Genomic DNA, 24,651 nt, shown 5'->3' with positions numbered 1-24,651 from the left:
CGTCGTCAGCTGTTCGCACTCCTCAAGCCCGATCAACCTGCGCATCACCGCTCATCTCCCTCACGAACGCCGCATCCGATGCGGACGACCTTCGATGGACCACCTCCACCGCCCCCAGTGCGGCCCCGCCGAGCACCACCTCGCCCACAGTGGTCACCAACCGGCTCGCCACGGCCACCGCCACCGCCGAGGGCAGCGGCAGCACCAGCGCCAGGGCTCCGGACAGCACGGCCTCGCGCACCCCGAGCCCGTCCGGTACGACGACGGCCAGGACGCCGACGACGGTCGCCAGTCCGAACGCCCCGACGCACAGCGGCAGCGCGCGCCCGGGGGCGGCTCCCATCGCCACCGCCAGCAGCCACAGGTGCAGGCCGCTGACCAGCCACGAGAGGGTCTGCCACGCCACCGCTACCCGTACCGCCCGGCCGGACACCGCCGCCGCCGGCCCGGGCCGGCGCAGCAGCCGCAGCACCAGACGGGTGACGTGGCTGAGCACGCCCGGCCAGCACACCACCCCCAGCACCGGCAGGGCAGGCAGCACCAGCCACACCGCCCGACCGCCGAGCACCTGTGCGCCGGTGAGCAGCCCGACCGTCAGCCCGGTCGAGTGCACCAGGAGCATGCTGAGCGTCCCTGCCACCAGCGTCCGGGACAGCGTCACCCCGTTGGCCGTGGCCACCTTGACGGCGGCGACCACGCCCGGCACCTTGCCGGGGACGTACTTGGCGAGGAACCCCACGAAGAAGATGCGTACGACGCGCGTCGGGCTGACCGGCGGACCGAGTTCCAGCAGGACGGTCCGCCAGGAGAGCATTCCCAGCAACGGCCCCACCGTCGCCGCCAGCAGGGCGGCGGCGAGCAGCAGGCCGATCTGAGCGCCGTCGCGCCGGCTCAGCAGGACGGCCACGACCGACCAGTCCTGGTCGGCCAGTGCCCGCCCGACGGCGACCGTGACCACCAGGCCGAACACCACCGTGGCCAGCCGCCACAGCCGGCGCCGCCACCGCCTCCCGGATCGCTCGGCGGCGGGGTCCGGGCCGAGCGGGGTGTCCAGGATCATCGCCGCGCCCCCGCCTCCGCCGGACGCGACCGCGCCCCGCGGGTCCCCTCCCGCAGCAGCGCGTACGCGGCCCGCGGCAATCCGGCGGCGAGCCCGGCGACGAGGGTGGCGTGGGCCAGCAGGTGCATCCCGGCCGCGAACATGGCGAACCGGGGACCCCGCAACCGGTAGACGAACCGCAGGAAGCCATGGTTGGCCGCGATGACGACCACGCCGAACGCCGGCCAGGTCAGTGGCAGCCACGGCACGGCCACGGCCAACGGCACCGTCAGCAGCGCCAGCCCGGACGCGACCAGGGACAGCCGCGCGGACCACTCGAGGTGCCGGAACCGGTCTGGCGACATCATCCCCACCCGGGCGCCCGCCGCCCCGGCCCGCTGCCGCCGCCACGTCCGCACCATGAGCAGGGGCTTCGTGCCGGCGCGCACGAACTGCTCCCGCAGCAGCGGCAGCAGCCGGTCGACGTCGTCGTGCCGGGTGACCACGGTGTCGGTCGCCACCAGCCGGTACCGGGCCGGCAGCCGGGTGCCGAACTCGTCGTCCTCGCCGTCGCGCAGCCGTTCGTCGAACCCGCCGGCCTCGGTCAACACCGCACGAGGGATGAGACTCGCGGCCAGCAGTGCACCGGTGTCCCGTCCGACGCTGCGTTTGCGCCAGTGGTGTTCGAAGGCGACGCGGTATGCCTCGACGGGGCCGTCGTCGTAGAGGGGGTGGGGGGCGTAGATGCCTTGGACCATGCCGGCGTCGGGGGTGTGGTGGAGGAGGTGGATGGCGTTGGCGATGGCGTCGGGGGCGAGGGCGGTGTCGGAGTCGACGAAGAAGAGCAGGGGTGCGGTGCTGGCGGCTGCGCCGGTGTTGCGGGCGGCGGCGGGTCCTTGGTTGGTGGGTGTGGTGATGAGGGTGCAGGGGAAGTCGTGGGCGATGGTGGGGGAGTTGTCGGTGCTGTGGTCGTCGACGACGATGACCTCGGTGGGTTGGTGGGTTTGGGCGTAGATGGATTCGAGGCAGGCGCGCAGGGTTTTGGCCTTGTTGAAGTTCGGCACGATCACCGCGACCGCGTCGGGCCCGTTCACCGCGCCCACCCCCGGGCCAGCACGTACGCGACCCGCAGAGCGCCCACCCCGGTGCCGACCACTGCCAGGGCGTAGAACAGCGTGTGCATGGCCGTCGCGTATGCGGCGAAGCCGGCGCCCCGCAGCCGGTAAGTGAAGCGGAGGAAGTCGTGGCTCATCGCGGTGGACGCCACGAGCAGGGCGAGCCACAGGGGCAGCAGCCCCGGCAGGACGGGCAGGAGCGGCAGCGCCAGCAGGCTCAGCCCGGACAGCACCAGCCCCGTCGGCGACACCGCGTTCACCCGCAACCCGGTGCCGGCGTTGCGCCGTCGTCCGGCGCGGAGCATGACCAGCGGGGTGGCGGTCGCGAAGCTGAACTGCTCCCGTACGAACGGCAGGAAGCGGTCGACGTCGTCGTGCCGGGTCACTACGGCGTCGGTGACGACCAGCCGGTACCGGTCGGGCATCCGCGTGCCGAACTCGGCGTCCTCCCCGGTACGCAGCCGCTCGTCGAACCCGCCGACCTCGCTGAACACCGCACGGGGAATCAGGCTGGCCGCGAAGAGTGTCGCTGCTCGGTCCCGTCCGACGCTGCGTTTGCGCCAGTGGTGTTCGAAGGCGACGCGGTATGCCTCGACGGGGCCGTCGTCGTAGAGGGGGTGGGGGGCGTAGATGCCTTGGACCATGCCGGCGTCGGGGGTGTGGTGGAGGAGGTGGATGGCGTTGGCGATGGCGTCGGGGGCGAGGGCGGTGTCGGAGTCGACGAAGAAGAGCAGGGGTGCGGTGCTGGCGGCTGCGCCGGTGTTGCGGGCGGCGGCGGGTCCTTGGTTGGTGGGTGTGGTGATGAGGGTGCAGGGGAAGTCGTGGGCGATGGCGGGGGAGTTGTCGGTGCTGTGGTCGTCGACGACGATGACCTCGGTGGGTTGGTGGGTTTGGGCGTAGATGGATTCGAGGCAGGCGCGCAGGGTTTTGGCCTTGTTGAAGTTCGGCACGATCACCGCGACCGCGTCGAGCGTCGCCATCAGTGCCCCCCGCCGACGGGGGCGTGGCCCGGCCCCACCGGGCCGGTGCGGCGCAGCCAGACCGCCGCCAGGACCAGCAGCGCCGCGCCGGTGAGGGTGTAGAGCAGCTCGACCGGCATCAGCCAGGCCCGTTCCGGGGCCGGCGCCCAACCGACGACGTACGCGACCCACCACGGTAGCGGCAGGGCGAAGACGAGCCACAGGCTGCCGACGAGCACCCGGGCGCGGCCCGGCCGGTGCCGGCTCCGAATGGCGAGGAGCGCCAACAGGGGCACGCACCAGACCCAGTGGGCATACCAGGTGACCGGCGAGACGAGCAGCCCGGTCACCGCGCACGCCAGGATGCCCGTCAGTTCCTCGCCCCGGCGGCTCGCCCACACCGCGACGCACAGTCCCGCCGCGCCCGCCGCCACGCTGGTCGGCAGCCACGCCTCCTGCCCGGGCCCGGGCAGGAGGTTCAGCGCCGCACCCCGGATGGAACTGCCGAACGCCTCCTCGCCGGGCGGCCTGGTCCGCGAGCTGTCCAGGAAGGCGCCGCCCCAGAAGGTGGCGGAGGCGGCGGGCAGGAGCAGGAAGCCGATTCCCACGGTCCCGAGGAAGGTGACCAGGGCGGTCAGGCCGGCCCGGGTGCGGCCGGTGAGCAGGAGGTAGCCGACGAAGACGAGCGGCGTGAGCTTGATCCCGGCGGCAACGCCGACCAGGACGCCCTGGTGGCGCCCCGTGGCCAGCAGCAGGTCGACCAGGATGAGCGCCAGCAGGAGGATGTTCACGTTGCCCAGCAGCAGCGTTCCCGCGATCGGTGAGAGCGGCAGCACGGCCAGGGTGCCGGCTGCCAGCAGGGCCGGCCGCCGTCGGTCAGTCGCGGGGGTGAGGTGGTCGACCAGGAGCCACACCACGACCGGGACGGCGAGCGCCGACAGCACGGTCCATCCCCAGAACCCTGCGGTCGGGCCGAGCCACGCCAGCGGTGCCATGGCCAGCAGGGCGAACGGCGGGTAGACGAACCCGTACCCGGCGCGGCTGACCTCGTACGGCGAACGGTGCGCGAGGACCGCCTCGGTGGCGTCCCGGTAGACCGCCAGGTCGCCGCCGGGAGACCAGGCGCTCCCGGTCCGAGCCGCGACCCAGTGCACGGCCACGATCGCCGCGACCGTCGCGGCGACGGCGGCCAGGAGTACGGCGCCCGCGACCGCCGCCCGCGCGGAGCGCGTCCGGCCGCAGGTAAGCACGATCACCGGGGGGTCCCGACCGAGGGGACGGCCCGCCAGGCGGCACGGCGCAGGAGCCGCTGCGCCGTCCCGATCGCCGCGCCGGCCGCCGAGGTGAGCTGGTATAGCAGGTGGACCCCGGCGAACCGCAGTCCGAAGCGGACTCCCCGGCTGACCACCACCCGGCGGTAGGTGCGGGCGTCCAGCGCGGCGGCCACGGCCACGAGTACCAGCGGCACCGCGACGCCGCCGGGCCACGCGACCAGCGGTACCGGCAGCGTGAGCGCGGCGGCCAGGACCAGGCCGCTGGCCAGCACGCGCGAGGCGGCGCCGCCGAGCACCTCGCCGCGTCGCACCTCGACGGCGCTGGCGCGGGCCCGCAGGAACACTTTGGGCAGCAGCACGCGCAGCGTGGTGTCGTGGTCGTGCACGCCCGCGATATCGGCGGTGCTGTGCACGTCGTACCGCTGACGGATCCGGTGCCCGTACTCCGGCGCCTCGGTGTGCCGCAGGTCGGGATTGAACGGTCCGATCTCGCGGAACACTTCGGTGCGCAGCGCGCACAAGGCCGTGTGCAGCCCGTCCATGGGGCCTTCCCGGGCCAGCCACCAGTGGTACATCTGCAGGGCCCGGTACTCGGCGATGAGGTTGCGGGACAGCAGCGACTCCGGTCGCAGCACCCCGCAGATCGCGCCCAGCCGTGGCGTGGACCGCAGCTTCGCGACCGCCGCGGCGAGGCTGCCCGGCTCGAGTGCGACGTCCGCGTCGAGGAAGAACAGGATCTCTCCGCGAGCCCGCTCGGCGCCCAGATTTCGGGCCGCCCCGGGGCCGCTGTTGGTCGCCAGGCGCAGAACGGTGGCGCCGGCCGACTCGGCAACGGCGGCGGAGCCGTCGCTGCTGGCGTCGTCGACCACGATGATCTCGATGGCCGGATACGTCTGCTGCCGCACCGACCGTACGCACAGCTCGACCGTGCGCGCCCGGTTGTAGCAGGGTATGACGACTGAGACCAGCGGGTTCACTGCGTCTCTCCTTCACGCGTCAGGCGGCCCATGTGCCGGCCGTCCCGGCACATTTCCTTGCCCCCCGTGAACAATTGCATCAGGTGTTGCTGGCAGCTTTCGATGGCGAGCGTAAGAAGCTTCCTTGCCTCTTTCCCGTGCTCGCAGGCTGGGCGAATGGATAGCCGTGGGGGTCACCCATCAAATGATGACCGCCTATATCTTGCGGGTGGGTGGAGAGTCCGTCAAGGACTCGACGACCATCGATTGAACTTGCCGGATGAACGGTCTGACCCTCGGGCGGAATGCCCGAAAGACTTCTTGTGCGGCAAAGATGCTCATCGATTTATTCGATAACGGTCAATATCGGCGCATTGGGGTCGGGTGCACTGCCCCGATCGTCAGGTAAGCCCGTCTGACCTGCTGTTTCGGGTCCGGTGTCGGCGGGCGCGGCGGGGGCGTGGCCATCCAGGGCGCTGCCCCGAGGCGGGGCTTGGTCGTGCGGTTTCCGGGTGGCCGGTGGCCGCAGTTCCGGATTAATCAGCGTGGAACGTGAGGGATCGGGGAGGCGTCGAACGCTGCACGTGGAGGGATCCTGGCGGCTGTCGGTTCCTTTTCTTTCGTGGCGGGCGGTGGTGCCTCGATCCCGGGTCGGTCCGGTGGCCCGGAAAACGGTTTCAGGAGCGCGAGAATTCTGGTTGGCGACAGCGGCTGGCTGGTGTTTCGTCGCGACCGCACTCAATCGCGACCGCTGGCGGCGGCAGAACCTGCGAACTGCGGCCGGGCGGCGAAGTCGCGCGGCCATGCGTGCGAGACGCCGACCGGCCCCCGGCTGCCGCGTGTGCACCTCCACGAGGTGCGGGAGCCTTCCGCTGGGGCGGATATCGTCCGGCGCGATTGATCCGGTTCGGTCCGAGGGGGGCGAGGTCGGTGTCGTTCCTGGATTCCACCCAGAATCACATTCGCATTTCGCCTCTCCTACGACGTTTATGTAGCCCGCTGCCCACTTGCCGGTTTGAGCCTTAACGCGCCAATAGGGGATGATTATGTTTGTATACGCGCGAATTGGGATTGTTTGGCAGCTAACGTGGCGACTGTCGGATCGGGAGAGAGGGCGACAGTGACCAGCCATGACATGCCTGCGGCGGCAGACAGCCGAAGGACAACCTGATGCGCCGGTCTCCGGCGCTGCGCGCCGCCGTCCTGACCCTGGTGCTGGCGGTGCTGGTCGGCGGCGTCTATCTGATCAGTCGGTCCCTGCTGCCGCACGCGCCATCGTCGGCCGAACCGCCGTCCGCCACCGAATCCCCCGTCCCCGCCGGTGTCCAGCTGACCACCGGCACGGCGCAGGTGGCGCTGACCTTCAACGACGGACCCGACCCCACCTGGACTCCGCTCGTCCTGAAGACGCTGCGCCAGCAGCACGTCAAGGCGACGTTCTGCCTGCTGGGCAAGAATGCGGCGGCGTATCCGGCACTCGTGCGGGCCATCGTGGCCGACGGTCACACCTTGTGCAACCACACCTGGAACGAGGACCTCGACCTCGGCAACCGGCCACGACTGGACATTGAGGGCAATCTGCTGCGGACCAGCCAGGCCATCCACGCCGCCGCACCGCAGGCCCCGATCAGGTACTTCCGGCAGCCGGGCGGAAACTGGACCCCACAGTTGGTCGACGTCGCCGAGGACCTGGGCATGACCGGCCTGCACTGGGCGGTGGACCCCCGCGACTGGGAGGAACCGGCAGCAGCCGCCATCATCGCCACCGTCACCGCGGACACCAGGGCCGGCTCCATCGTGCTCCTGCACGACGGCGGCGGCGACCGGCAGAACACCGCCACCGCCCTCGCGACGTTTCTGCCCGACCTGCTGAGCCGCTTCCAGCTCGAGGCGTTGCCCGTCGACGCACCTGGGACCGGCCAGTCCAGCTTGCCGTCACCAGCTCGGCAACCAGGCGGGCAACCGCAGGGTGCCGCCGCTACGGGGTGACCAGCTCCGCCGGGCGGCGCCAGATGGCCTCCCACTGCGTCCACTGCCCGGTGCCGGGGGTGTCCCGCTCGGTGCGCTGCGGGCGGGCCGGAAGCACCGGTGCCCACCCCGTGAAGAGCTGGTCCAGCTCCGCCGCACCGAAGAAGTGGATGTCCAGCCCGCGCTTCGGCCCCGCCGTGTAGCGCACGGTGAATCCGCCGTCAGGTGCCCGCTCGACCACGTCGTGCGCCGGCCACACATCCGTGCCGACCGCGTTGACGCGTACGCAGATCAAACCGCCCGCGGCGACCCGTCGCTGTGCCGCGCGGACCTGCCGGTGTGCCTGCCCGCGGTCGCCGTGCTGGAAGACCTGGATGCCGATCACCAACGGCCAGGTCGCCCCGGGCGGCAACGAGTCCAGGTCGCCGTGGCGCAGCCGCCCGGCCCGGTCCGGTCGCCGGTCGGCGAGCTGGCGGACCGCCTCGGCGGAGATGTCCAGGCCGAGCAGGTCGAGCCCGCCGTCCACCAGCGGCAGCAGATTGCGGCCGTTGCCGCAGCCGACGTAGAGCCCGTCGGTCGCGCCCACCCGGCGGGCGGCGGCCAGGATGTCGGCGACGAACGCGACCGGCGGTTCGTCCTGATACCGGCCGCGCCGGTACTCCTCGTCCCAGGCCTGGGCGGCGGATCGGGTTGCGCTCATCCGGCAACTCTGCCAGAGCGCGGGGAGCCGGTGGTGGGGCGGGCACGCAGGTGCAGGCGTTCGCCCTGCCGGCCGAAGAGGCTGAGGAACTCGACCGGTTCGGCGTCGGCGGCCCCGAACCAGTGCGGTACGCGGGTGTCGAACTCGGCCGCCTCGCCGGGGGAGAGCACCAGGTCGTGGTCGCCGAGGACGAGCCGCAGCCGCCCGTTGAGGACGTACAGCCATTCGTAGCCCTCGTGGGTCTGCGGGTCGGGTTCGTTCCGCCGGCCGCTGGCGGGGATCACCAGCTTGTACGCCTGGATGCCGCCGGCTCGGCGGGTCAGCGGCAGCATGGTCATGCCGTGGCGGGTGACCGGGCGCAGGTGGATGCGCGGGTCTCCGGTGGGCGGGGCGCCGACGAGTTCGTCGAGCGTGACGTCGTGGGCCCGGGCCAGGGGGAGCAGGAGTTCCAGGGTGGGCCGGCGGGTGCCGGACTCCAGCCGGGACAGGGTGCTCACCGAGATGCCGGTGGTGGCCGACAGTTCGGCGAGCGTGGTGTCGCGCTGCCGGCGCAGCGCGCGGAGCCGGGGGCCGACCGCGTCGAGCGCCTGGTCGAGGTCGTCGTCCATGCCATCAGCTTGCCATAACAGCAACAAGGCTTGCCACTTTCGCGGGTGGCCCGGATGGTTGCCCTGGGAGGTGGTCAGGATGACCGAGCAGCTCAGGGAGAGCTACGACGTGGTGGTGATCGGCGGGGGTGCCGCGGGGTTGAGCGGGGCGCTGATGCTGGCCCGGGCGCGCCGATCGGTACTGGTGATCGACTCGGGTGCCCCGCGCAACGCCCCGGCCGACGGGGTGCACGGGCTGCTGGCCCGCGACGGGATGCCCCCGGCCGAGCTGCTGGAGCGCGGCCGGGCGGAGGTCCGCGACTACGGCGGCCAGGTGGTGCCCGGCGAGGTCGGCGCCGCGACGCGCGCGGACGACGGGTTCGGGGTGGCGCTGACCGACGGGCGGACCGTCCGGGCGCGCCGGTTGCTGGTGGCCACCGGGCTGGTGGACGAGCTGCCGGACCTGCCGGGCCTGCGGGCCCGGTGGGGCCGGGACGTGATCCACTGCCCGTACTGCCACGGCTGGGAGGTGCGGGACCGGGCGATCGGGGTGCTGGCCACCGGGCCGCTGTCGGTGCACCAGGCGTTGCTGTTCCGCCAGTGGAGCGCCGATGTCACGTTCTTCCCCCACACCATGCCGCCGCCCACGGATGAGCAGGCGGAGCAGTTGGCCGCCCGCGGCGTCCGTGTGGTGGCCGGCGAGGTGGCGTCCCTGGAGGCCGTCCAGGACCGTCTCGTGGGCGTACGCCTCGGCGACGGCCGGCTGGTCCACCGCGACGCCCTGGTGGTCGCGCCGCGGATGGTGGCCCGCGCCGGGTTCCTGGCGGCGCTCGGGCTACGGCCGGCGGCGCACCCCGCCGGAGTCGGGGAGCACATCCCCGCCGACGCGACCGGCCGTACCGAGGTGCCCGGAGTGTGGGTCGCGGGCAACGTCACCGACCCGGCCGCCCAGGTCGGCCCCGCCGCCGCGGCCGGCGCGGGCGCGGGCGCCCAGATCAACGCCGATCTGGTGGCCGAGGAGACCCGGCAGGCGGTCGCCGCCCACCGGGACCCGTTCTCGGCCCGGTCCGAGGCACGGATCAGCGAGCTGGTGGCGGGCGACCGCCGCCACGGCCTGTGAAGGGGCGACGGGCGGGGGTGAGCTGGGCTGCGCCGGCCACGGTCAGCTCAGCTCAGCGAACCGCTGCAGGATGATGACGACGAACGCGACGAGCAGCGGTGCGGCCACCATGTCGAGGGTCCGGAGGATCTCCAGCCGCGCCGGTCGCGCGGCGAGCTGCGCCACGATCCGGGCGATGAGCGCCACCACGAGCAGGGTGAGCACGGTCGCCTGGACGGGCCCGGACCGTGCCACGCTGAGGACGATGTCAGTCATGCCGGCTCCATCCGTCGCCTCCGGTGGGGTGCAGCACGTCCCGGCCCAGCTCGATCAGGGCGGCCAGCGACGCGATCACGGTGAGGGTGACGATCCCGAGCAGCGGCGACCACAGGTGCAGCTGGAGCATCCCCTGCGCGACCAGGACGCCGAGGGCGAGGCTGAGCGCGACGCCGACGACGAACCGGGTGAGGCCGTCCGGGATCCGGATCAGCCTCGCGCAGGCCAGTCCCGGCGCCACGGCGAGGTAGGCGAGGACGATGACGGTCCGCAGGATGCCCGGCACGTCCCAGAGGACGAGGGCGAGCACAGCGTCACCGGCGACCAGCGTCACCAACGCTGACCACGGGACACCCGACGGGAGGTCCGTCAGCGAGGGCGGGGCCGGCTGGCTTGGAGAACCTGGACTGGCATCGATGCCGGGATCGGCGATCTGGGTCACCGGCCGCCCCCTTCGCTGCTGCCGAGGACGTAGACCCTCGCCTCGGGATTCTGGTAGACGAGCCGGAACCGTCCTGAGTCGACGACCTGGCGTTCCAGGTCCTCGCCCCAGCCTCGCGGCTTGCCCAGGAACGACTGCGCGAAGACGAACTGCCCCTTCGTCATGACCAGGTAGGCGCCCTTCGGGTTGGCCCGCATCTCCTCCTCGATGGCGGGCACCGTGGTCGGCCCGAGATCCTGGCCGAGGGGTCGGTACTGGTACCGTTCGACGCCCTTCGCCCGCCAGGGGACGTTCGAGGTCACCGAGACGAACGTGGCGTCCGCCGGGGCGTGCGCGTAGAGCCACTCCACGGCCCGGTGGTCGCCCGGGCGGACCTGCTCGAAGGCATCGTTGCCGTATCGGGCGACGAAGAACGCGCCGATGAGGACGGCGCTCAGCGCGCCCGCCGCGAGGGCCGCGGGGACGCGACGCCGCGCCGGCCACACCGGAACCAGCAGCGCGGCCAGCAGGATCGCCATGAACGGCAGGGCGAAGGCGTACACCCGGAGGAAGATCTCGCCGCCGTAGCTCTGCATCCCCAGCAGGAGGAAGGGTGCACCGGCGAGGGCCAGCAGCCCCAGGACGGCCTGTCCCCGGCGCATTCGCCGCCACGCGCCGATGGCCGCCAGCCCCCAGACCGCCATGGCGAGGACGACCCGCAGCAGCACCACCATCTGGTGCCCCGCGTCGCCTCGTACCCGTTGGACCGCCCCGTCGTTGATGGTGCCGCCGACCTTCCCGAAGGAGCCGAACATGTCGTCCAGGTGCCCCGCCCAGTACGCGACGGCGCCGTAGCTGATGTAGGCCATCAGCATGACGGCCAGCAGGATCGGCAGCGTACGGAGCGTGCAACGGCGGGCCAGCACCAGCGCACCGACGCAGATCACGATCGCGATCGGGGTGAGCTGGTGGCTCACGGTGCTGGCCGCGAAGATCACGAGGACCACCGCGGCCAGCCCGACCAGCGACGCCGGGCTGGCCCGATCGGCCCCCGGTTCGAGCAGCAGCGGCCGCGGCGGGATCCGGAGCAGGCGCAGCAGCAAGGCCCTCGGGCGCCGCCAGGTCCGCACGCCCTGCCGGCTGTCGTGCGCGACCGGGCGGAACCAGCGGAGCAGCACCATCAGCAGGACCAGGTAGAACAGGTAGTTCATCGCCTGGGGGCCGAAGTAGTCCTGCCCCACCCAGTTGGCGGGGAAGAACAGCCAGAGGGCGAGCCACGCCGTCCGGGCGTCCGTCGACGTCAACCGGGCGAGCCGGAACACCGCGACGCCGTAGAGCAGGTTGAACACCACGGGCGCCCAGGCGAGCAGCGGCATGGCGTCGGGCAGCCCGCCCAGCCGCGTCGCCATGGCGGTCAGCGCGAAGAATCCGGGCCAGCTGAAGCGGGCGTCCAAGTCCGGCAGGGTCTCCCCGGTACGAGCGATGTAGTCGGCGAAGCCGACGTGCAGCCAACCCGAGATCACCCGCGGCAGGGGCTCGATGATCGGCGCCGCGCCGAAGAGCAGGATGACGAGCACCACCACGTGCGCGGCGAGCAGGGCATCGGAAGCCGGGCGGGGGCGGAAGACGCCGCGGAGAAAGCTCGCGGTCAGCAGCGCCAGTGCGACGTACAGTTCGGGGCGGAGCGCGGTGACCAGGCCGAGCGACCCGATGTCGGCGGCGTCCCCCCGCCGCAGGGCCCAGACCCCGAGCGCGAGCGCCGCCGCCGGCGCAGCCCACTCGGCACCGGCGAGCAGGCCGTGTCGGATCCGCCGGCCGGCTGAGGCCGGGGCGGCCAGCAGGGCCACGGCGCCGCTCACGACGCGCCCCGCAGCAGCCGCACCAGCGACGGCAGCACGGCCGCCGCCACCACGAGCTGTCCGGCGAGATATGCGACGCCGACCCCGGCGACCCCGATCTGCGCCATCGCGACCACCGCCAGCGAGACCACCAGGACACTCGTGGCCGCGTGCACGGCGATGATGCGCCCCACCCGACGCTGCACCCGCGACGCCGCGACGAAGACGGTCAGCAGCAACTTGGGCAGCACCGCGACGGCGAAGAGCCGCAGGGTGTCCGAGCCGGGCGAGGCGTAGTCGCTGCCGAACAGGGCCAGCAGCAGCGGCGCCGACGCGCAGAGCAGGACGACCGCCGGTACGAAGAGGAGCAGGCCCCGGCGCAGCACTTGCCGCGCGTATGCCGCGAGCCGCGATTCGTCGGCGGCGGCCTCCACGGTCAGCGAGGTGCCGAAGTGGTACGCCACCAGCTCCAGCGAGCCGCCGAGCAGCCAGGCCACGTAGAAGACGCCGTTGGCCTCGGCGCCCAACCGGGCGGTCACGAGCAACGGCAGAGCATTCGTACCGGCCTGCATGAACAGGTATCCGAGGTAGTCCAGCGCCACGAACCGGGCGAGCCCCCGACGGCCCGGCAGCGCCGCTTCGGTGCCCAGTGCCCGCTGTCGGGGCAGCAACCGGCGGAAGACCAGCATGTTGACGGGGATGAGCGCCGCGACGACCGCCAGGTTCCACGAGATGAAGATGCCCAGGCTCGGCACGATGCCGGCGAACAGCACCAGCAGCCCGATCTTGGCGAGCCCGAAGGCGGTGTTCTCGACCGGGACCCAGACGACCCCGCGCAGGGCGGTCAGCACGCTGTCCTGCAGGGTGAAGACGCCCCAGCAGGCGACGGCGACGGCGAACGCCACGGCGAACAGGGGGGTGCGGTGCAGGAAATCGAGCCGGTCGGTGACCAGGGGAGCGAGCAGCAGGAAACCGCCGCTCAGGGCGAGCGCCGCAAGACAGGTGACCGCGTACGCGTACCCGACGAGCCGGCCGCTCCGCCCCGCCGCAGCCGGCAGGAAGCGGGCGAGGGCCCCGTTCAGATTGAGCTGGGCGAGGTTGCTGAGAAACGTCATCGTGGACACCGTCGCCGCCCCGATGCCGAGCTCGGTCGGCGAGTAGAGGCGGGCGGCGAGAGCCCAGTACGCGATGCCGAGCAGCGAGCTCACCGCCGTGTTGAGCATCAGCGCGTAGACGTTGCCGTTCAGCGGGTCGCGCAGGTGCTGCCGCAGGCGTAACGCGATCGGCGCGGCGACGCTCGGGATGGCCTCCAGCCACGCCGGGACGGTCCGCGAGCCGGCCTCACCGATGCTGGCGCCGGGAGCCGCGCGGCCGACCGGCGCGTCCGCGGTTCCGGCACGTTGGGCGTTCACGACGGCGTCCCTCCTCCCGTCCCTGGTGCTCTCCGGCGCCGTCACGAGGTCGGCTGGTGCAGTCGCGGACGCGCGGTGTGCACCAGGTGTCGGGCCCGTCGGTAGGCGCGCCAACCCCGGGTGCGCAGCCGCTCGCCGCGCCAGGCCAGCGGCCAGCCGGTGCCGTGCAGCAGGGCTCCGATTCCGGCGACGCCGGTGTCCCGCTCGATCAGCACCCGGGCGATGGCGAAGACGTCGTCGTCCGGGTGGCTCAGGGCGTTCTTGACTCCGCAGGCGGAGGAGTAGCCGGCGGCGCGCACCGCGGTCCGGACGGCATTGCTGTGGTAGCCGTACGGATAGGCGAACGACCGGACCGACGTCCCCGTACCGTTCTCCAGCCACTGTCGGCTCCCCGCGATTTCATGGTGCAGCTCGTGCGGGGGTAGACAGTCGAGCGCGGGGTGGCTCCGGCTGTGCGACCCGATCTCCACGCCATGCGCGTGCAGCTCCCGGAGCTGGTCCCAGTCGAGTGACGGATCGCCGTCCTGCGACGGCGCCGTGGCCACCCGCGCGGCGATGACGTACGCGGTGGCGGTGAGCCGGTGTCGGCGTAGCACCGGCAGTGCGGTGTCGGCGAGGTCGGGGAAGCCGTCGTCGAAGGTGATCAGCACTGGTCGTGGCGGCAGCGGGGCCAGTCCGCGCAGCACGGCCGCGAAGCCGCTCACCGTCATCGGCGTACGCCCTCGGTCCCGGATCAGCGCCATCTGCTCGTCGAAGTCGCCCGGTGACACCGACCAGCGCAGCGTGCTGTCTCGGGGTACGTCGCCGATGCTGTGGTAGCAGAGGACGGGGACGACCGTCTTCGGTTGACGGTTCACCTGCGGCTCCTTCCAGATCGGGCCGCGGCGGCGGCGTAGTGGACCGGCCCGAGCGCCAGTCCGCAGAGCTCGAGGACGGTCAGCGAGGCGGGATAGCCCGCCTGCTTCCGGTTGTTCTTCGCCGATCCGGGCCGCAGCGCGTAGGCGATGCCGCGGGGCAGCCGCCGCACCAGCTCGCGTCGGGCGGTGGGGTCGCTCGTCAGGCATTTCGTCAGTACGGTGCCGAGGCCGACCCCGTACTGGTACATGGTCCGGCGCAGCGCCCGCAGCTCACGTCGGTGCGTGTGCCAGGCGATGGCCCCCGGCTCGTAGGTCAGCGCGTGCCCGGCGAGCACCGTACGCAGCAGCAGGTCGATGTCCTCCCCGCTGCGCAGCCGCGGATCGAAGGCGCCCAACCGGCGCAGCGCATCGGTGCGGAACGCCATGTTGGCGCCGGAGCCGTACGATCCGGGCAGGTACGGGTGGAGCGAGCGCGGTGGCAGGTCGACGCGGCGTGCGCCCTCCGCATCGAGCGTGGCGACCCCGGACCGGTCGAACCTCCGCCGCTGGCAACCCTTGCCGTAACCGCCGTACTGCTCCAGCCAGATCTGTGCCGGTGTGTCGAGCTCCCGGGCGAGGATGTGGCCGGTCACCCCGACCACGTCGTCGTCGGTGAAGCCGTCGACGAGGCTGCGCAGCCACCCCCGGTCGATGACGAGGTCATCGTCGGCGAAGGCCACGATCCCGCCCCGCGCCTCGGCCAGCCCCCGGTTACGGGCGTGCGCGACGCCGGGTCGCGGTTCACTCGTGTAGCGGAATCGGGGATCGGCGGCGGCGCGGCTGGCGACGGTCCGTGCCGTGTCGCTGACCTGCGGCGCGTTGTCCACCACGACGATCTCGAAGTGGGGGTAGTCGAGCGCGGCGAGCGAGTCCAGGGTGGACTCGAAGAGCGGCGCGCGTCCACACGTCGGCAGGACCACGCTGACGAACGGGACGTGCGCCGCCGCCGTTCGGCGGGACGGACACGACCCGACGGTTTCCCTGACCGGGCGGGCGTCGAGCCGGTCGAGAGTGGGCAGGCCGTCGTGGCGCAGGTGCGCGTCGATCGCCGTGGCGAGGCGGTCCCGGATCGTGGCGGTGAGCGCCGGCGCGGTCAGCCCGCCGGCCGGCAGCCCGACGTCCACCAGCCCGAGCGGCTCCCCGTGCAGCCGGACCAGGACCTGCGCCGCGCCGTACCGGGTACCGTCCGGGCCGCCCGTGTCGGGGACGTCGGGCACCCCCTCGGCGAGCTCGACGGCGAGCACCCGTACCGGTGCCGGGCCCGCCCGCCGGGGGCCCGGTCTGCCGACCGCCTGCGAGGCGCGCATGGCCTGGGCCGAGACGTAGCCGGCGGCGGTCACCAGCAGCCCGGCGACGATCGCGCCGGACCGCAGCAGGCCGGCGCGGTCGCCGGCACGGACCTGGCGCAGGCCGCGGCGCACCCCGGCGGGCAGGGTGCGGCGGGTGTACGTGCGCTCGGTGGCGAGCCCGGCGTCGCTACCGACCAGCCGGGCGACGACCGCTTTGGACCGTCCCTCGGAGAAGCAGCGCTGGCGGAAGTAGCGCCAGGTCGTCCGATCGACGGTCACCCGGTGCCGGACCCGGGCCGCCGGCTCGTAGAGCACCACGCCGTCCGGCTCGAGCTGCTGGATCCGGATGCAGAGCTCCGTTTCCTCGCAGCCGACCGGTGTCCGGCCGACCCGGCCGAGCGCCGGGTCGAAGCCGGCGGTGCGGTTCAGCACCGACCGGCGGAAGGACATGTTGCAGCCGATGACGTTCCGCACGGGGGTGACCTCGGTGGGCTGGCCGGTGAAGCTGCACCCGACCACCCAGTCGAACTCGGGGGGCAGCCAGCGCGGCCGTTCCTCCTCCCACGCCGGTACGGCGTGGCCGCCGACCGCGAGCACCTGCTGGTCCCGGTAGTGCGGCAGCAGCCGGGCCAGCCAGTCGGGCTCCGCCTCCGCGTCGTCGTCGAGGAAGGCGACGATCTCGCCGGTCGCTCGGGCCACCCCGGTGTTGCGGGCCGCCGACAGGCCGCGCGGGCCGACGTTCGGCACGACGGTCAGCTCGGGGAACGTGGCGTACACCCGCGCCAGCAGCGCCGGGTTGTGGTCGACGACCACGACGACCTGGGCCGCCGGTAGGTCCTGCGCCAGCACCGAGTGGACCGCCCGGACGATCTGTGGCCACCGCCGCTCGGTGTAGACGCAGACGACCACGGTCACGGTCGGGGCCGAGCCGGGCCGGGCTGGCACCGCCGAATCGAGGACGGCGACCGGCTCAGACGTTGGCGAGGACGCGTTCGACGTTTCCGCGGATCCAGCGTGGATCGTCATGGTCACCTTCCGAGTCGATGAACAGCAGGATGTGGCGTAGCCAGTAGAGAAGCAGGGCCGGGCGGGGCGGGATGCCGTCCAGCCAGGCGGCTGCCTCGTCGGCGGGGACGTCGAGCGTCCGGTCGATCCCGTGCCGCAGCGCCTGGACGACGATCTCGCCGAGTTCGTCGCCGCGGGCCAGCCGGCGGGCGAGGACGTGCAGGTGCAGCAGGTCGTGCAGGGGGAGTTGGCGGGCCGCGGCCCGGTCCCAGTCGACGATCCCGGTCACCTGGCCGTCCGGTGAGGTGGCCAGCAGGTTGCCGGGCCAGAAGTCGCCGTGGATCCAGGAGGTGTGCACGGTGCGGCCGACGAGGGCGACGACGAGTTCCTCGCGTAGTCGCCAGACCGTGTCCAGGAACCGGCCACGGCGCGGGTGGGTGGCGGCGAACTCCCACAGCCGCCGGAGCGGGACGTCCACCCACTCCTCCAGGGCGGCCTGGTCGAGCAGGGTCCGTTCGCGGGTGCGCTGGTGGAGGTCGTGGATGACCCGGCCGGCGGAGGCGAGCAGCGCGGCCCGCCGGCTACGCCGCAGCATCATCCCGCTCGCCGGAGCGCCGCGCAGCGCCCCTTCCACGCAGTAGTAGCGCCCGTCGACCTCGCCCCGCGCCACGCAGTACGGCAGGAGCGAGCGCAGGCCGGGCAGGCGCGGGCTCGTCCACAGCAGGTCGAGCACCTCGGCCTGGCGCCGCAGCCCCTCGGTGGCCTGGTGCGTCCAGGGCACCTTGACCATGTAGCGTTCGCCGGCCCCGCGGCTGCCAACCGTGGCCACGGCGACGGACGTGCTGGTGAAGGCGACGGACTCGGTCCGCCACCGCGTGTCGTCGGTGGTGGTCGCCCGGGCGACCAGGCGGGGCGCGACGGTGGCGGTCCAGCTCCGCTCGGGCCGGTGCAGCCAGCAGGCGAGCCGGTCCCGCAGGACCGGCTGCGCCCACTGCACGGCGCCCCTCACCGGGCCGTCCGCTCGACGTAGTGCCGCCAGATCCGGCCGAGCGCGTCGGCGAGCACCAGCTCCGGCGCCCGGTCGGCGTCGACCCGCTCCAGGTGCGGAATTCGCTGGCGCAGCCGCCGGTACTGCTCGCGTTCCCGCTCGAGGTGCTCGGGGTCGTACTCCCCGGAGCGGCGGTGCATGACCGGCCCCGGGACGTCCAGCAGCAGCACCACGTCGGGTGCCGGGCAGAGTCGGCTCAGCAACTGGAAGTACGGTCGCTTGAGCCAGACCAGCGGCCCGCGCGGCGGCAGCAGGGCGTCGTAGACGTAGCGGTCGAAGACCACCAGCCGGCCCAGCGCCCGGTGGCGCACCGCCGCCAGGTAGCGGCGCCACACGGTGAACGGGCGCAGCAGGATGCGTATGCCCTGCTCAGCGGTACTGCGCGGCGCCTCGTGCGACGGCCAGAGCCCCATGTAGACGCGGCGTACCGGAAAGTAGAACGTCGACTCGATCGCCTGAGCCAGGGTGGACTTCCCCGATCCGTCGGGGCCGATCAGAGCGACGCCGGCACCCCGACGGCTCCACGCCTGCAACGGCCGCTCGATCGAGCGCAGGGCGGTGGAGCCGACGAGGCGGCGGGTCGCGCTGGCCGGATGGGCCCACCACCAGGTGCTGAGCAGTCGCCGACGGACGGCCGGCAGCGCCGCCGGGCAATCGACCCGCCAGTACGCCAGCAGCATCCGGGTCGCCCGGTCCGGCAGCGCCCGGGCGAGCGGACTGTCGAGCGTGGCGTGGTTCGCCAGTTGTCGAAGACGACGCAGGTGGTGGTCGGCGAACCTGCCCTTGTCGAGCACGCAGTGCAGCAGCAGCGCCCAGAACTCGTCTCCGGGCGCGAGTACCCACCCGTCGTCCTGGCGTGCCCGACGGCCCAGACACTGGTCGGTGGCCCGGGTGCGCACCTCGAAGTGCCGGCCGTAGGCGAGCTCCGTCACCAGGTCGAGTTCGACCCACGAGCCGGTGGCCGCGTCGAGCCCGAGGAAGAACCGGTGACTGCCCCGGCCGTGACTGGCCAGGCGGATCAGCCCGTGGGCCGTGATGACGGCCACGGCCCGCGCGAGATCGGCCGGCGCGACCAGGAGATCCAGGTCCCCGGGGGCGACAAGCGCCGCCGGACCGCCGCGGAGCAGGCACCAGCGCACGCCGGCCTCGTCGAGGCCGGCCAGCACCGACCGGGCGAGCCCGGGCGCGGCTGTCGCCGCTTCCGCCTGCCGTCGCGGTTCCGGATGCCCCGCCACCGCCGTCGTCGGCGGGCCCGGCAAGCCAGGCGGTGTACGGATCATGCACTACTCCGTACCGGCCGGAGCGCCAGGATCCGCCGTACGCCGCCCCGAGCGCGCTCGACCAGCGGAGTGATCGGCACCCGCTCGATGCGGTAGCAGGCGTAGTCCTGGCTGACGGCGCCGAAGCGGCTCTTGAACAGCTCCAACGAGGACACCCGCGCCGAGTCGCCCATGTTGTAGACCGTGCATCCGGCCTCGATCGCGTCCGCGATCGCCGTCTTGTGCAGCAGGTAGTTGGCGTAGACGGGGCCGGCGAACTGCTCCAGCATCGCGCCGCGCCAGTACATCGCCGTCGTCGCGGCGAACAGCACGACGATTGCGGCGACCGGTCGTCCCTCATGGTGGGCGGCGTATATCCGGCACCGGGGCCCGAGCATCTCCGCGACGGTGCGCAGTTTCCGGTGCGGCTCCCGTCGGGCGGCCAGCCGGCGGGCGAGCGGGAGCGGGAGCCGGTCCCGCCGCGCCCAGCGGTCGACGGACTCGCCGTAGAGCTGATGGAAGATCGGGACCAGGCGGCCCGTGTCATCGCACTCGACGACGACGCCGGCCCGCTCGGCTCGCCGGATCCGGTTGCGGGTGTCGCTGCGGAACCGCTTGCGCCAGACCTCGTCGAAGCCGCCGTCGAGGAAGACCGTCTGCGTCATCCGCTTCTCGCGCAGCACGCTCGCCGGCACCACGGCCTCCCACGTCCCGGCCGCCGCCGGGTCGGGGCGGACCAGGGTGCTCAGCACGTGCCGCCGTGTCAGGTCGGCGACCACCATCCGGACGTCCTCCGGGCGGAGATCGCCGTCCTCGCAGACCAGCCCGCCCGGTCCCCAGCCAACGGGGAGTCCGAAGTCGGTCGCGAGGATCGGACCGAGCCCCGGGCGCCGGACGAGCGGCAGGATGAGGCGCCTGCCGTCGGCGGTCTCGTAGAGCCGCGACACGTCCTCGTAGCCTTTGACTCTGCACACGCAGCGGAGCCAGGTCGGCGTCTGGCTGGGCAGGGCGTTCGGCGCGGAGGCGAGCACCTGCTCCCACACGTCGGCCGGGGCGGGACTGGTCACGCGCAGCGGTCGCGGGTCGCCGGGTGCCGGCCCGAGGCGGGGATCGAGGGTGGTCCCGGCGCTCACGACGAGCCCAGCGGGAGGTCGGCGTGCCAGTAGCGCTGGGTGACGTCGTTGCTGGCCAGGATGACCATGCCGGTGGCGCTGGTGACGCTCTGCTTGGTGCTCGTCACATTGTTCATGTTGGGCGAGAGGGCGTCCCTGATGACCGGGGTGCCGCGGCCGTCGGGAAAGGTGATGCTGCCCATCGGGGAGCTCTTCATGAAGATCGTTCCCGGGTAGCCCGTGTAGGGGCAGCCGCTGTCCGGCGCGGTCATGAAGACGTACAGCATCTGATGTTCGGAGTCGAGCAGCAGGACCGGCCGGGTGTGGCAGTCCTTGATCCGCCCGACCTTGTAGCTGGACCAGTCGTGGGTCGACGGGTCCAGGGCGAGGAGCATGATCAACGGTGCTGAGCTCGTGGCGCCGGCGTCGTCGAGGCCGGTCTTGATGACCGCGAAGACCCGTCCGGCGGCGTCGGCCTCGAGCGCCTTGAGGTTGATGTGGTCGTCGGCGCTGTTCGGACCCTGGACCGCCGTACGCGAGACGTCCCAGGTGGAGCGCGTTGTGCCGTCGACGCGCTCGGCGAAGTAGACCGCGGACTGCACCTGGTTGCTCCACATCACGCCGATCCGGGAGCCCCCGAAGCTCACCAACGACGAGATGTCGTCGCTGTCCAGGTTGCTGGCGGCGGTGACCGGGAGCACGAACGGGGTGCCCCAGACCGCGTCCCCGCCCGTCGTGTTGTTCACGTAGACCTTCGAGCCCTGTGTCCAGGTCGCCCAGAGCACTCCCGTCGAGTCCTTGTCGATGGTCAGGGTCTCGCTGGAGTAGTTGCTGATCTGTGCCGGGAAGCCGGTGTCGCGGGTGTAGGTCTTCGTCGCGGCGTGGTAGCTGAACCGGTAGAGCCGGGCCGGGTTGCCGGCGGTCGCATCCGCGGACGAACCGGCCCGAACGTGCGAGGAGATGTAGAGCCGGGTGCCGTCCCACAGCGCGTCGGAACGGGTTTTCGGCCGGTTGTCGACCATGGTGCCGGTGTCGACCCACTGCTGGGTGGAGCGGTTCAGCCGGAAGATGTGGTGGGTCTGGCTGCCGGTGTGGAAGAGCACCGCCCACCAGGCGCCGTCGTTCCACCACAGCTTGCTCTCCGGCTTCTCACCGGTCGCCGCCGAGCCGTCGCCGGAGGTGGACGGACCGACGTAGCCGATGTCACCGGCGGCCGCGCTGGCCGGTGTGGCGAGCCCGCCGGGCAGGGGTGCGGCGCCGAGCAGTACGCCCAGCAGCAGGGCGAGCGCGTGGACACCGCGCGCCACCCGGGTACGCCGCGGGGAGCGAGTCCTCATCGGGGCACCTCGCTCAGGGTCGGGCCGGTCGACTCGACGGGCGGGGGCTGCCACCGTTGCAGCACGCGGTGGTCGATCGGGTCCACCACCGGTCGGGGGCGCCGTACGAACCGCTCCCGGAGCAGGGTCCGGAGCACCCGCTGACCGTCCCGGAAGGTGCGCAGGTTGGAGATGCCGCAGCGGCGGGGGAGTTCGTTGCTCGGCACCTCGGCGATGCGCAGGTTCGCCTTCAGCGCGTGGACCACGAGCTCGGTCTCGATCTCGAAACCGTGCGCGGTCAGGGCGAGCGCCGGCAGGCAGTCGCGGCGGAAGGACAAGAAGCCGTAGCACAGGTCGGTGAAGTGGACGAGGAAGAAGCTGTTCGTCAACCGCACCAGCACCTGGTTGCCGCTGCGGCGCAGCGCAGTCAGGTCGGTCGACCCGCCGCCGGTCAGGAACCGCGAGCCCTTGACGAAGTCGTAGCCGTTCATGAGCGGGGTGACATAGTGGTGGATCTCGTGGGGATCCATGCTGCCGTCGGCGTCGATCATCACGATCAGGTCGCCGGTGGCCGCGGCGAACGCCACCCGGGCCGCGTCACCCTTCCCGCGGCAGTTCTGCGTCAGCACCACGATGTCCGGCCGAATGGCGCGGGCGACCTCGACCGTACGGTCCGACGAGTGCCCGTCGACGAGGACCACCTCGTCGACGATCGGCGGCATGCGCTCGAGCACCCACGCGATGTTCTTCTCCTCGTTGAGCGTCGGGATGACCACACTCACGGTCTGCCGCTCGGGACCAGCGTCGACCGCTCCGGCCTCGTCCGCGGGCCGTTCCCGCATCCGCAGGATGCTCAGTGCCCGGTCACCCTGCCCGGACGGTGCGGTGAGCGGTGGTTCCTCGGTCAGCTGACTGGGGACGTGCGTGTCGATGTCCCGGTTCAAGGTCACCGGATCCCCTCCCGGACGGACGCCGTGCGGCCGGTCCGCCGTGCAAAGCCGGTCTCCCCGGCGCTGCCGCAGGCGGCAGCAGTCCACGTACCTTTCATCAGCTCTTTCCCCCGTAATTCGCGGGCACAATTCACCCCTTTGTGCCCGATGTCCGAATTGTCCTGATTTGGCCCGGTTTGGGCCGAGGTGAATTGGAGGAAAAGCTAACACGATGCAAAAGGGAACACGCCGGAACTATGTGATGGATCAGGTCGATTGTGCACAAGACGTCAGGAGGGCTGTCCGCCCGGCCGACCCGTTCGGACGGTCGGCTGATGTCTGCTCATGTTTGTTGCCGGCACGAGCCGCGGTCGTGCACGCGAGGCCACCAACGGGAACGCCGTGAGATGCGACGCCAGTGAAGGTGCCGGCGGCGCTGGGCCCGCGACCGGGCGGGCGGCTGCTGGTCGACGACGCGCTGAGTGGGCAGTCGGCGCTCACCGCCAGCTTGAACTGTCCTGAATGCTGCCGCTCTGACCTGCGGTTTTACATTTCTCTGCCCAGCCACGCTGAAGGTGTTCTTCGATTCGAGCACGCGCGGCCAGCATTCAATGGGATTCGATATTGCCTGGTGAGACCCTATTCGCAGGGCGGCGCGGTAATGGGCTTGCGGCGGTGGCAGCCCTTGCTGGCAGCGCGCCGCGCGGCGGGACCGGGTGGGGCTGCGGGATCTCGCCGAGGGCCGGCGACCCGCTGCCGTTCTTGCTCAGCGCGTGCCGGCCGGCTGCGACCGAGGTCGGAGCCGGCCGGCACCACGTCCAGCGGGTGTTACTTCAGGTCCTTCTTGTGGAAGTTGCGGGTGCACTGCTGCAGGTCGACCGTGACCGTCTGGCCCAGGTCGACGTTCACAGGCGTCCGCTGCAGGACCGTGCCGTCCGGTCGCTCGCACGTCAGGATCCACGGCTCGGTGTGGAATCCGGTCTGGTTCGGGTGCACGCCGTCGGCCTGATACGGCGGCACCGGCCGGTACGACGGGTTGACCGACCAGTGGAACTTGCCGTTCGGCTGGGTGATGTCCAGGTCGGAGGTCAGCGTCGTGGGGAACCCGCTCGGTCGCGTCGTACCGTCCGGCTGCGGGTAGGGCTGGGTGTACATGTCGAAGGACTTGGTGATCCGCAGCACCGCGTCCTTGGGTGCCTTGCCTTCGATGACCGCGTGCTGTGCCGGGTCGGCGGTGTTCTCCAACGCCTCGAACATCGCCAGCCGGTGGGCCGGGTAGGTGTCCGTCACCTGGGTCTGGAAGGTCCGCGGGAGGCCACGATCGGGGCAGGTCTCGGCCGTGAACGCCAGCCCCCGGGTCGCGAAGTAGGCCCAGTCGATCGCCTCACCGGTGGTCTCGTAGTCGTGGGCGGAGTCGCGCGGGATGTAGTTCGCGCCGTAGCGCTTGGCCATCCTGGTCGCCAGGTCCTCGTACCGCGCCACGTCCTGGGTCGGCCCGACCGCCAGCTGCAGGGGCGGGTAGAGGACGACCTGGATGCACGTGTGCTGGGTGACGAAGGTGGTGGCCTGTCGGGTGGACAGCAGCCACTCGATGTTCCTCGCCTCCGGCTCGGACCACGGCGCCGCGCCGCCCGTCGAGATCGGCAGCCAGCCGAACCCGTAGTTGCGGTTCATGTCGACGTTGGTGTCCGTCTGCCGGCGGTTGCGCACGAACCCGTCCACGTTGACGACCGGCACGACTACGAGCCGGGCACGGTCCAGCAGGGCGGACACGTAGGGATCGCCGGCGGACGCGGCGTTCACCAGGTCGACCGCGTACTCCATGACGAGTTCCCCGCTGGGCCACTCGTTGCCGTGGTGCATCCCGACCGTGACGAAGACGGGCTTGCCGTCGTTGGCCTGCACGTTCCGGGTGATCTCGAGGCCGCGGACCAGCCGGCCCGACGAGGTCGGGTAGGGAAGCGTCAGCGGCTTGACCAGATCGGCGTGCTCACGCGCCAACGTCTCCATGTCGCGCTCGTAGTCGGCCAACGTCCGGTAGGCGGTGTTGCCGCTGGGCAGCGCCGACTCGACCGTGGCGGCGGCCGCGGGTGCCGCGAGGCCGCTGATGGCGAGGCAGGCAGCGGCTGCCACCGACAGTCCTGCGCGCCAGG

Annotated in this window: 21 protein-coding genes; 2 read left to right on the top strand and 19 right to left on the bottom strand. The window is 72.1% G+C overall.

What is annotated here, in order from left to right:
• Window positions 1–22: 22 nt before the first annotated feature.
• Genes ACFYML_RS04935 through ACFYML_RS04915 form a run of 5 tightly spaced genes read right to left on the bottom strand, consistent with a single transcriptional unit; the run spans window position 23 to window position 5,364 of the window.
• Window positions 23–1,060 carry a lysylphosphatidylglycerol synthase domain-containing protein gene (locus tag ACFYML_RS04935; RefSeq protein ID WP_387419356.1) on the bottom strand — a complete coding sequence of 346 codons (1,038 nt, stop codon included), beginning with the start codon at window positions 1,058–1,060 and terminating at the stop codon, window positions 23–25.
• The gene (locus tag ACFYML_RS04930) at window positions 1,057–2,133 is read right to left on the bottom strand and encodes a glycosyltransferase (RefSeq protein ID WP_387419355.1); all 1,077 of its coding nucleotides are present in this window, start codon (window positions 2,131–2,133) and stop codon (window positions 1,057–1,059) included. The genes ACFYML_RS04935 and ACFYML_RS04930 overlap by 4 nt, the downstream gene beginning before the upstream one ends.
• On the bottom strand, window positions 2,130–3,134 hold the full coding sequence (locus ACFYML_RS04925) for a glycosyltransferase family 2 protein (protein ID WP_387419354.1): 1,005 nt from the start codon (window positions 3,132–3,134) through the stop codon (window positions 2,130–2,132). The genes ACFYML_RS04930 and ACFYML_RS04925 overlap by 4 nt, the downstream gene beginning before the upstream one ends.
• A complete protein-coding gene (locus ACFYML_RS04920) occupies window positions 3,134–4,369 on the bottom strand; it encodes a glycosyltransferase 87 family protein (RefSeq protein ID WP_387419353.1) in 1,236 nt (411 codons plus the stop codon). The genes ACFYML_RS04925 and ACFYML_RS04920 overlap by 1 nt, the downstream gene beginning before the upstream one ends.
• Window positions 4,366–5,364 carry a glycosyltransferase family 2 protein gene (locus ACFYML_RS04915; RefSeq protein WP_387419352.1) on the bottom strand — a complete coding sequence of 333 codons (999 nt, stop codon included), beginning with the start codon at window positions 5,362–5,364 and terminating at the stop codon, window positions 4,366–4,368. The genes ACFYML_RS04920 and ACFYML_RS04915 overlap by 4 nt, the downstream gene beginning before the upstream one ends.
• A 1,149-nt stretch (window positions 5,365–6,513) precedes the next feature.
• On the opposite strand from ACFYML_RS04915, the gene ACFYML_RS04910 reads away from it, so the two are divergent.
• Window positions 6,514–7,332: a polysaccharide deacetylase family protein gene (locus ACFYML_RS04910; protein WP_387419351.1), complete on the top strand. Its 819-nt coding sequence runs from the start codon at window positions 6,514–6,516 to the stop codon at window positions 7,330–7,332.
• Here the strand turns inward: ACFYML_RS04910 and ACFYML_RS04905 are convergent.
• Window positions 7,322–8,011 carry a methyltransferase gene (locus ACFYML_RS04905; RefSeq protein WP_387419350.1) on the bottom strand — a complete coding sequence of 230 codons (690 nt, stop codon included), beginning with the start codon at window positions 8,009–8,011 and terminating at the stop codon, window positions 7,322–7,324. The two genes, ACFYML_RS04910 and ACFYML_RS04905, sit on opposite strands and share 11 nt — an antisense overlap.
• Window positions 8,008–8,619 (bottom strand): helix-turn-helix domain-containing protein, encoded by a 612-nt coding sequence (locus tag ACFYML_RS04900; RefSeq protein ID WP_387419349.1) that lies wholly within the window; start codon window positions 8,617–8,619, stop codon window positions 8,008–8,010. The genes ACFYML_RS04905 and ACFYML_RS04900 overlap by 4 nt, the downstream gene beginning before the upstream one ends.
• 79 nt (window positions 8,620–8,698) lie before the next feature.
• Between ACFYML_RS04900 and ACFYML_RS04895 the strand changes: the two genes are divergently transcribed.
• Complete coding sequence (locus tag ACFYML_RS04895) at window positions 8,699–9,718, top strand: NAD(P)/FAD-dependent oxidoreductase (RefSeq protein WP_387419348.1); 1,020 nt, start codon at window positions 8,699–8,701, stop codon at window positions 9,716–9,718.
• A gap of 42 nt (window positions 9,719–9,760) precedes the next feature.
• On the opposite strand, the gene ACFYML_RS04890 is transcribed toward ACFYML_RS04895, so the two are convergent.
• The 12 genes from ACFYML_RS04890 to ACFYML_RS04835 all read right to left on the bottom strand — a co-directional run bounded on the left by ACFYML_RS04890 (window position 9,761) and on the right by ACFYML_RS04835 (window position 24,631).
• A complete protein-coding gene (locus ACFYML_RS04890) occupies window positions 9,761–9,973 on the bottom strand; it encodes a hypothetical protein (RefSeq protein WP_387419347.1) in 213 nt (70 codons plus the stop codon).
• On the bottom strand, window positions 9,966–10,307 hold the full coding sequence (locus ACFYML_RS04885) for a hypothetical protein (protein ID WP_387419346.1): 342 nt from the start codon (window positions 10,305–10,307) through the stop codon (window positions 9,966–9,968). The genes ACFYML_RS04890 and ACFYML_RS04885 overlap by 8 nt, the downstream gene beginning before the upstream one ends.
• A gap of 104 nt (window positions 10,308–10,411) precedes the next feature.
• A complete protein-coding gene (locus ACFYML_RS04880) occupies window positions 10,412–12,253 on the bottom strand; it encodes a hypothetical protein (RefSeq protein ID WP_387419345.1) in 1,842 nt (613 codons plus the stop codon).
• A complete protein-coding gene (locus tag ACFYML_RS04875; RefSeq protein WP_387419344.1) occupies window positions 12,250–13,644 on the bottom strand; it encodes a lipopolysaccharide biosynthesis protein in 1,395 nt (464 codons plus the stop codon). Before ACFYML_RS04875 ends, ACFYML_RS04880 begins: the two co-directional genes overlap by 4 nt.
• A 41-nt stretch (window positions 13,645–13,685) precedes the next feature.
• On the bottom strand, window positions 13,686–14,501 hold the full coding sequence (locus tag ACFYML_RS04870; RefSeq protein WP_387419343.1) for a polysaccharide deacetylase family protein: 816 nt from the start codon (window positions 14,499–14,501) through the stop codon (window positions 13,686–13,688).
• Window positions 14,498–16,774, bottom strand: a complete 2,277-nt coding sequence (locus ACFYML_RS04865; RefSeq protein ID WP_387419341.1) for a glycosyltransferase — start codon at window positions 16,772–16,774, stop codon at window positions 14,498–14,500. The genes ACFYML_RS04870 and ACFYML_RS04865 overlap by 4 nt, the downstream gene beginning before the upstream one ends.
• Before the next feature lie 25 nt (window positions 16,775–16,799).
• Window positions 16,800–17,843 (bottom strand): phosphotransferase family protein, encoded by a 1,044-nt coding sequence (locus tag ACFYML_RS04860; RefSeq protein WP_387419340.1) that lies wholly within the window; start codon window positions 17,841–17,843, stop codon window positions 16,800–16,802.
• Complete coding sequence (locus ACFYML_RS04855; protein WP_387419339.1) at window positions 17,840–19,162, bottom strand: hypothetical protein; 1,323 nt, start codon at window positions 19,160–19,162, stop codon at window positions 17,840–17,842. The genes ACFYML_RS04860 and ACFYML_RS04855 overlap by 4 nt, the downstream gene beginning before the upstream one ends.
• On the bottom strand, window positions 19,159–20,274 hold the full coding sequence (locus ACFYML_RS04850) for a lipid II:glycine glycyltransferase FemX (protein WP_387419338.1): 1,116 nt from the start codon (window positions 20,272–20,274) through the stop codon (window positions 19,159–19,161). The genes ACFYML_RS04855 and ACFYML_RS04850 overlap by 4 nt, the downstream gene beginning before the upstream one ends.
• Window positions 20,271–21,590, bottom strand: coding sequence for a hypothetical protein (locus ACFYML_RS04845; protein WP_387419337.1), 1,320 nt, complete (start codon window positions 21,588–21,590; stop codon window positions 20,271–20,273). Before ACFYML_RS04845 ends, ACFYML_RS04850 begins: the two co-directional genes overlap by 4 nt.
• Window positions 21,587–22,519 carry a glycosyltransferase family 2 protein gene (locus ACFYML_RS04840; RefSeq protein ID WP_387419336.1) on the bottom strand — a complete coding sequence of 311 codons (933 nt, stop codon included), beginning with the start codon at window positions 22,517–22,519 and terminating at the stop codon, window positions 21,587–21,589. Before ACFYML_RS04840 ends, ACFYML_RS04845 begins: the two co-directional genes overlap by 4 nt.
• Before the next feature lie 807 nt (window positions 22,520–23,326).
• Complete coding sequence (locus ACFYML_RS04835; RefSeq protein ID WP_387419335.1) at window positions 23,327–24,631, bottom strand: M14 family zinc carboxypeptidase; 1,305 nt, start codon at window positions 24,629–24,631, stop codon at window positions 23,327–23,329.
• Window positions 24,632–24,651: the final 20 nt, after the last annotated feature.

Source organism: Micromonospora sp. NPDC007230 (genome assembly GCF_042869115.1).
Classification (GTDB): Bacteria; Actinomycetota; Actinomycetes; order Mycobacteriales; family Micromonosporaceae; genus Micromonospora.
This window is presented reverse-complemented; position numbering and strand designations above follow the sequence as displayed.

Excerpts from the sequence above, each read along its gene's own strand:
- ACFYML_RS04895 (WP_387419348.1), top strand. The coding sequence starts at position 8,699 with ATGACCGAGCAGCTCAGGGAGAGCTACGACGTGGTGGTGATCGGCGGG.
- ACFYML_RS04900 (WP_387419349.1), bottom strand. The coding sequence starts at position 8,619 with ATGGACGACGACCTCGACCAGGCGCTCGACGCGGTCGGCCCCCGGCTC.
- ACFYML_RS04845 (WP_387419337.1), bottom strand. The coding sequence starts at position 21,590 with ATGAGGACTCGCTCCCCGCGGCGTACCCGGGTGGCGCGCGGTGTCCAC.
- ACFYML_RS04910 (WP_387419351.1), top strand. The coding sequence starts at position 6,514 with ATGCGCCGGTCTCCGGCGCTGCGCGCCGCCGTCCTGACCCTGGTGCTG.
- ACFYML_RS04855 (WP_387419339.1), bottom strand. The coding sequence starts at position 19,162 with ATGATCCGTACACCGCCTGGCTTGCCGGGCCCGCCGACGACGGCGGTG.
- ACFYML_RS04925 (WP_387419354.1), bottom strand. The coding sequence starts at position 3,134 with ATGGCGACGCTCGACGCGGTCGCGGTGATCGTGCCGAACTTCAACAAG.
- ACFYML_RS04935 (WP_387419356.1), bottom strand. The coding sequence starts at position 1,060 with ATGATCCTGGACACCCCGCTCGGCCCGGACCCCGCCGCCGAGCGATCC.
- ACFYML_RS04890 (WP_387419347.1), bottom strand. The coding sequence starts at position 9,973 with ATGACTGACATCGTCCTCAGCGTGGCACGGTCCGGGCCCGTCCAGGCG.
- ACFYML_RS04905 (WP_387419350.1), bottom strand. The coding sequence starts at position 8,011 with ATGAGCGCAACCCGATCCGCCGCCCAGGCCTGGGACGAGGAGTACCGG.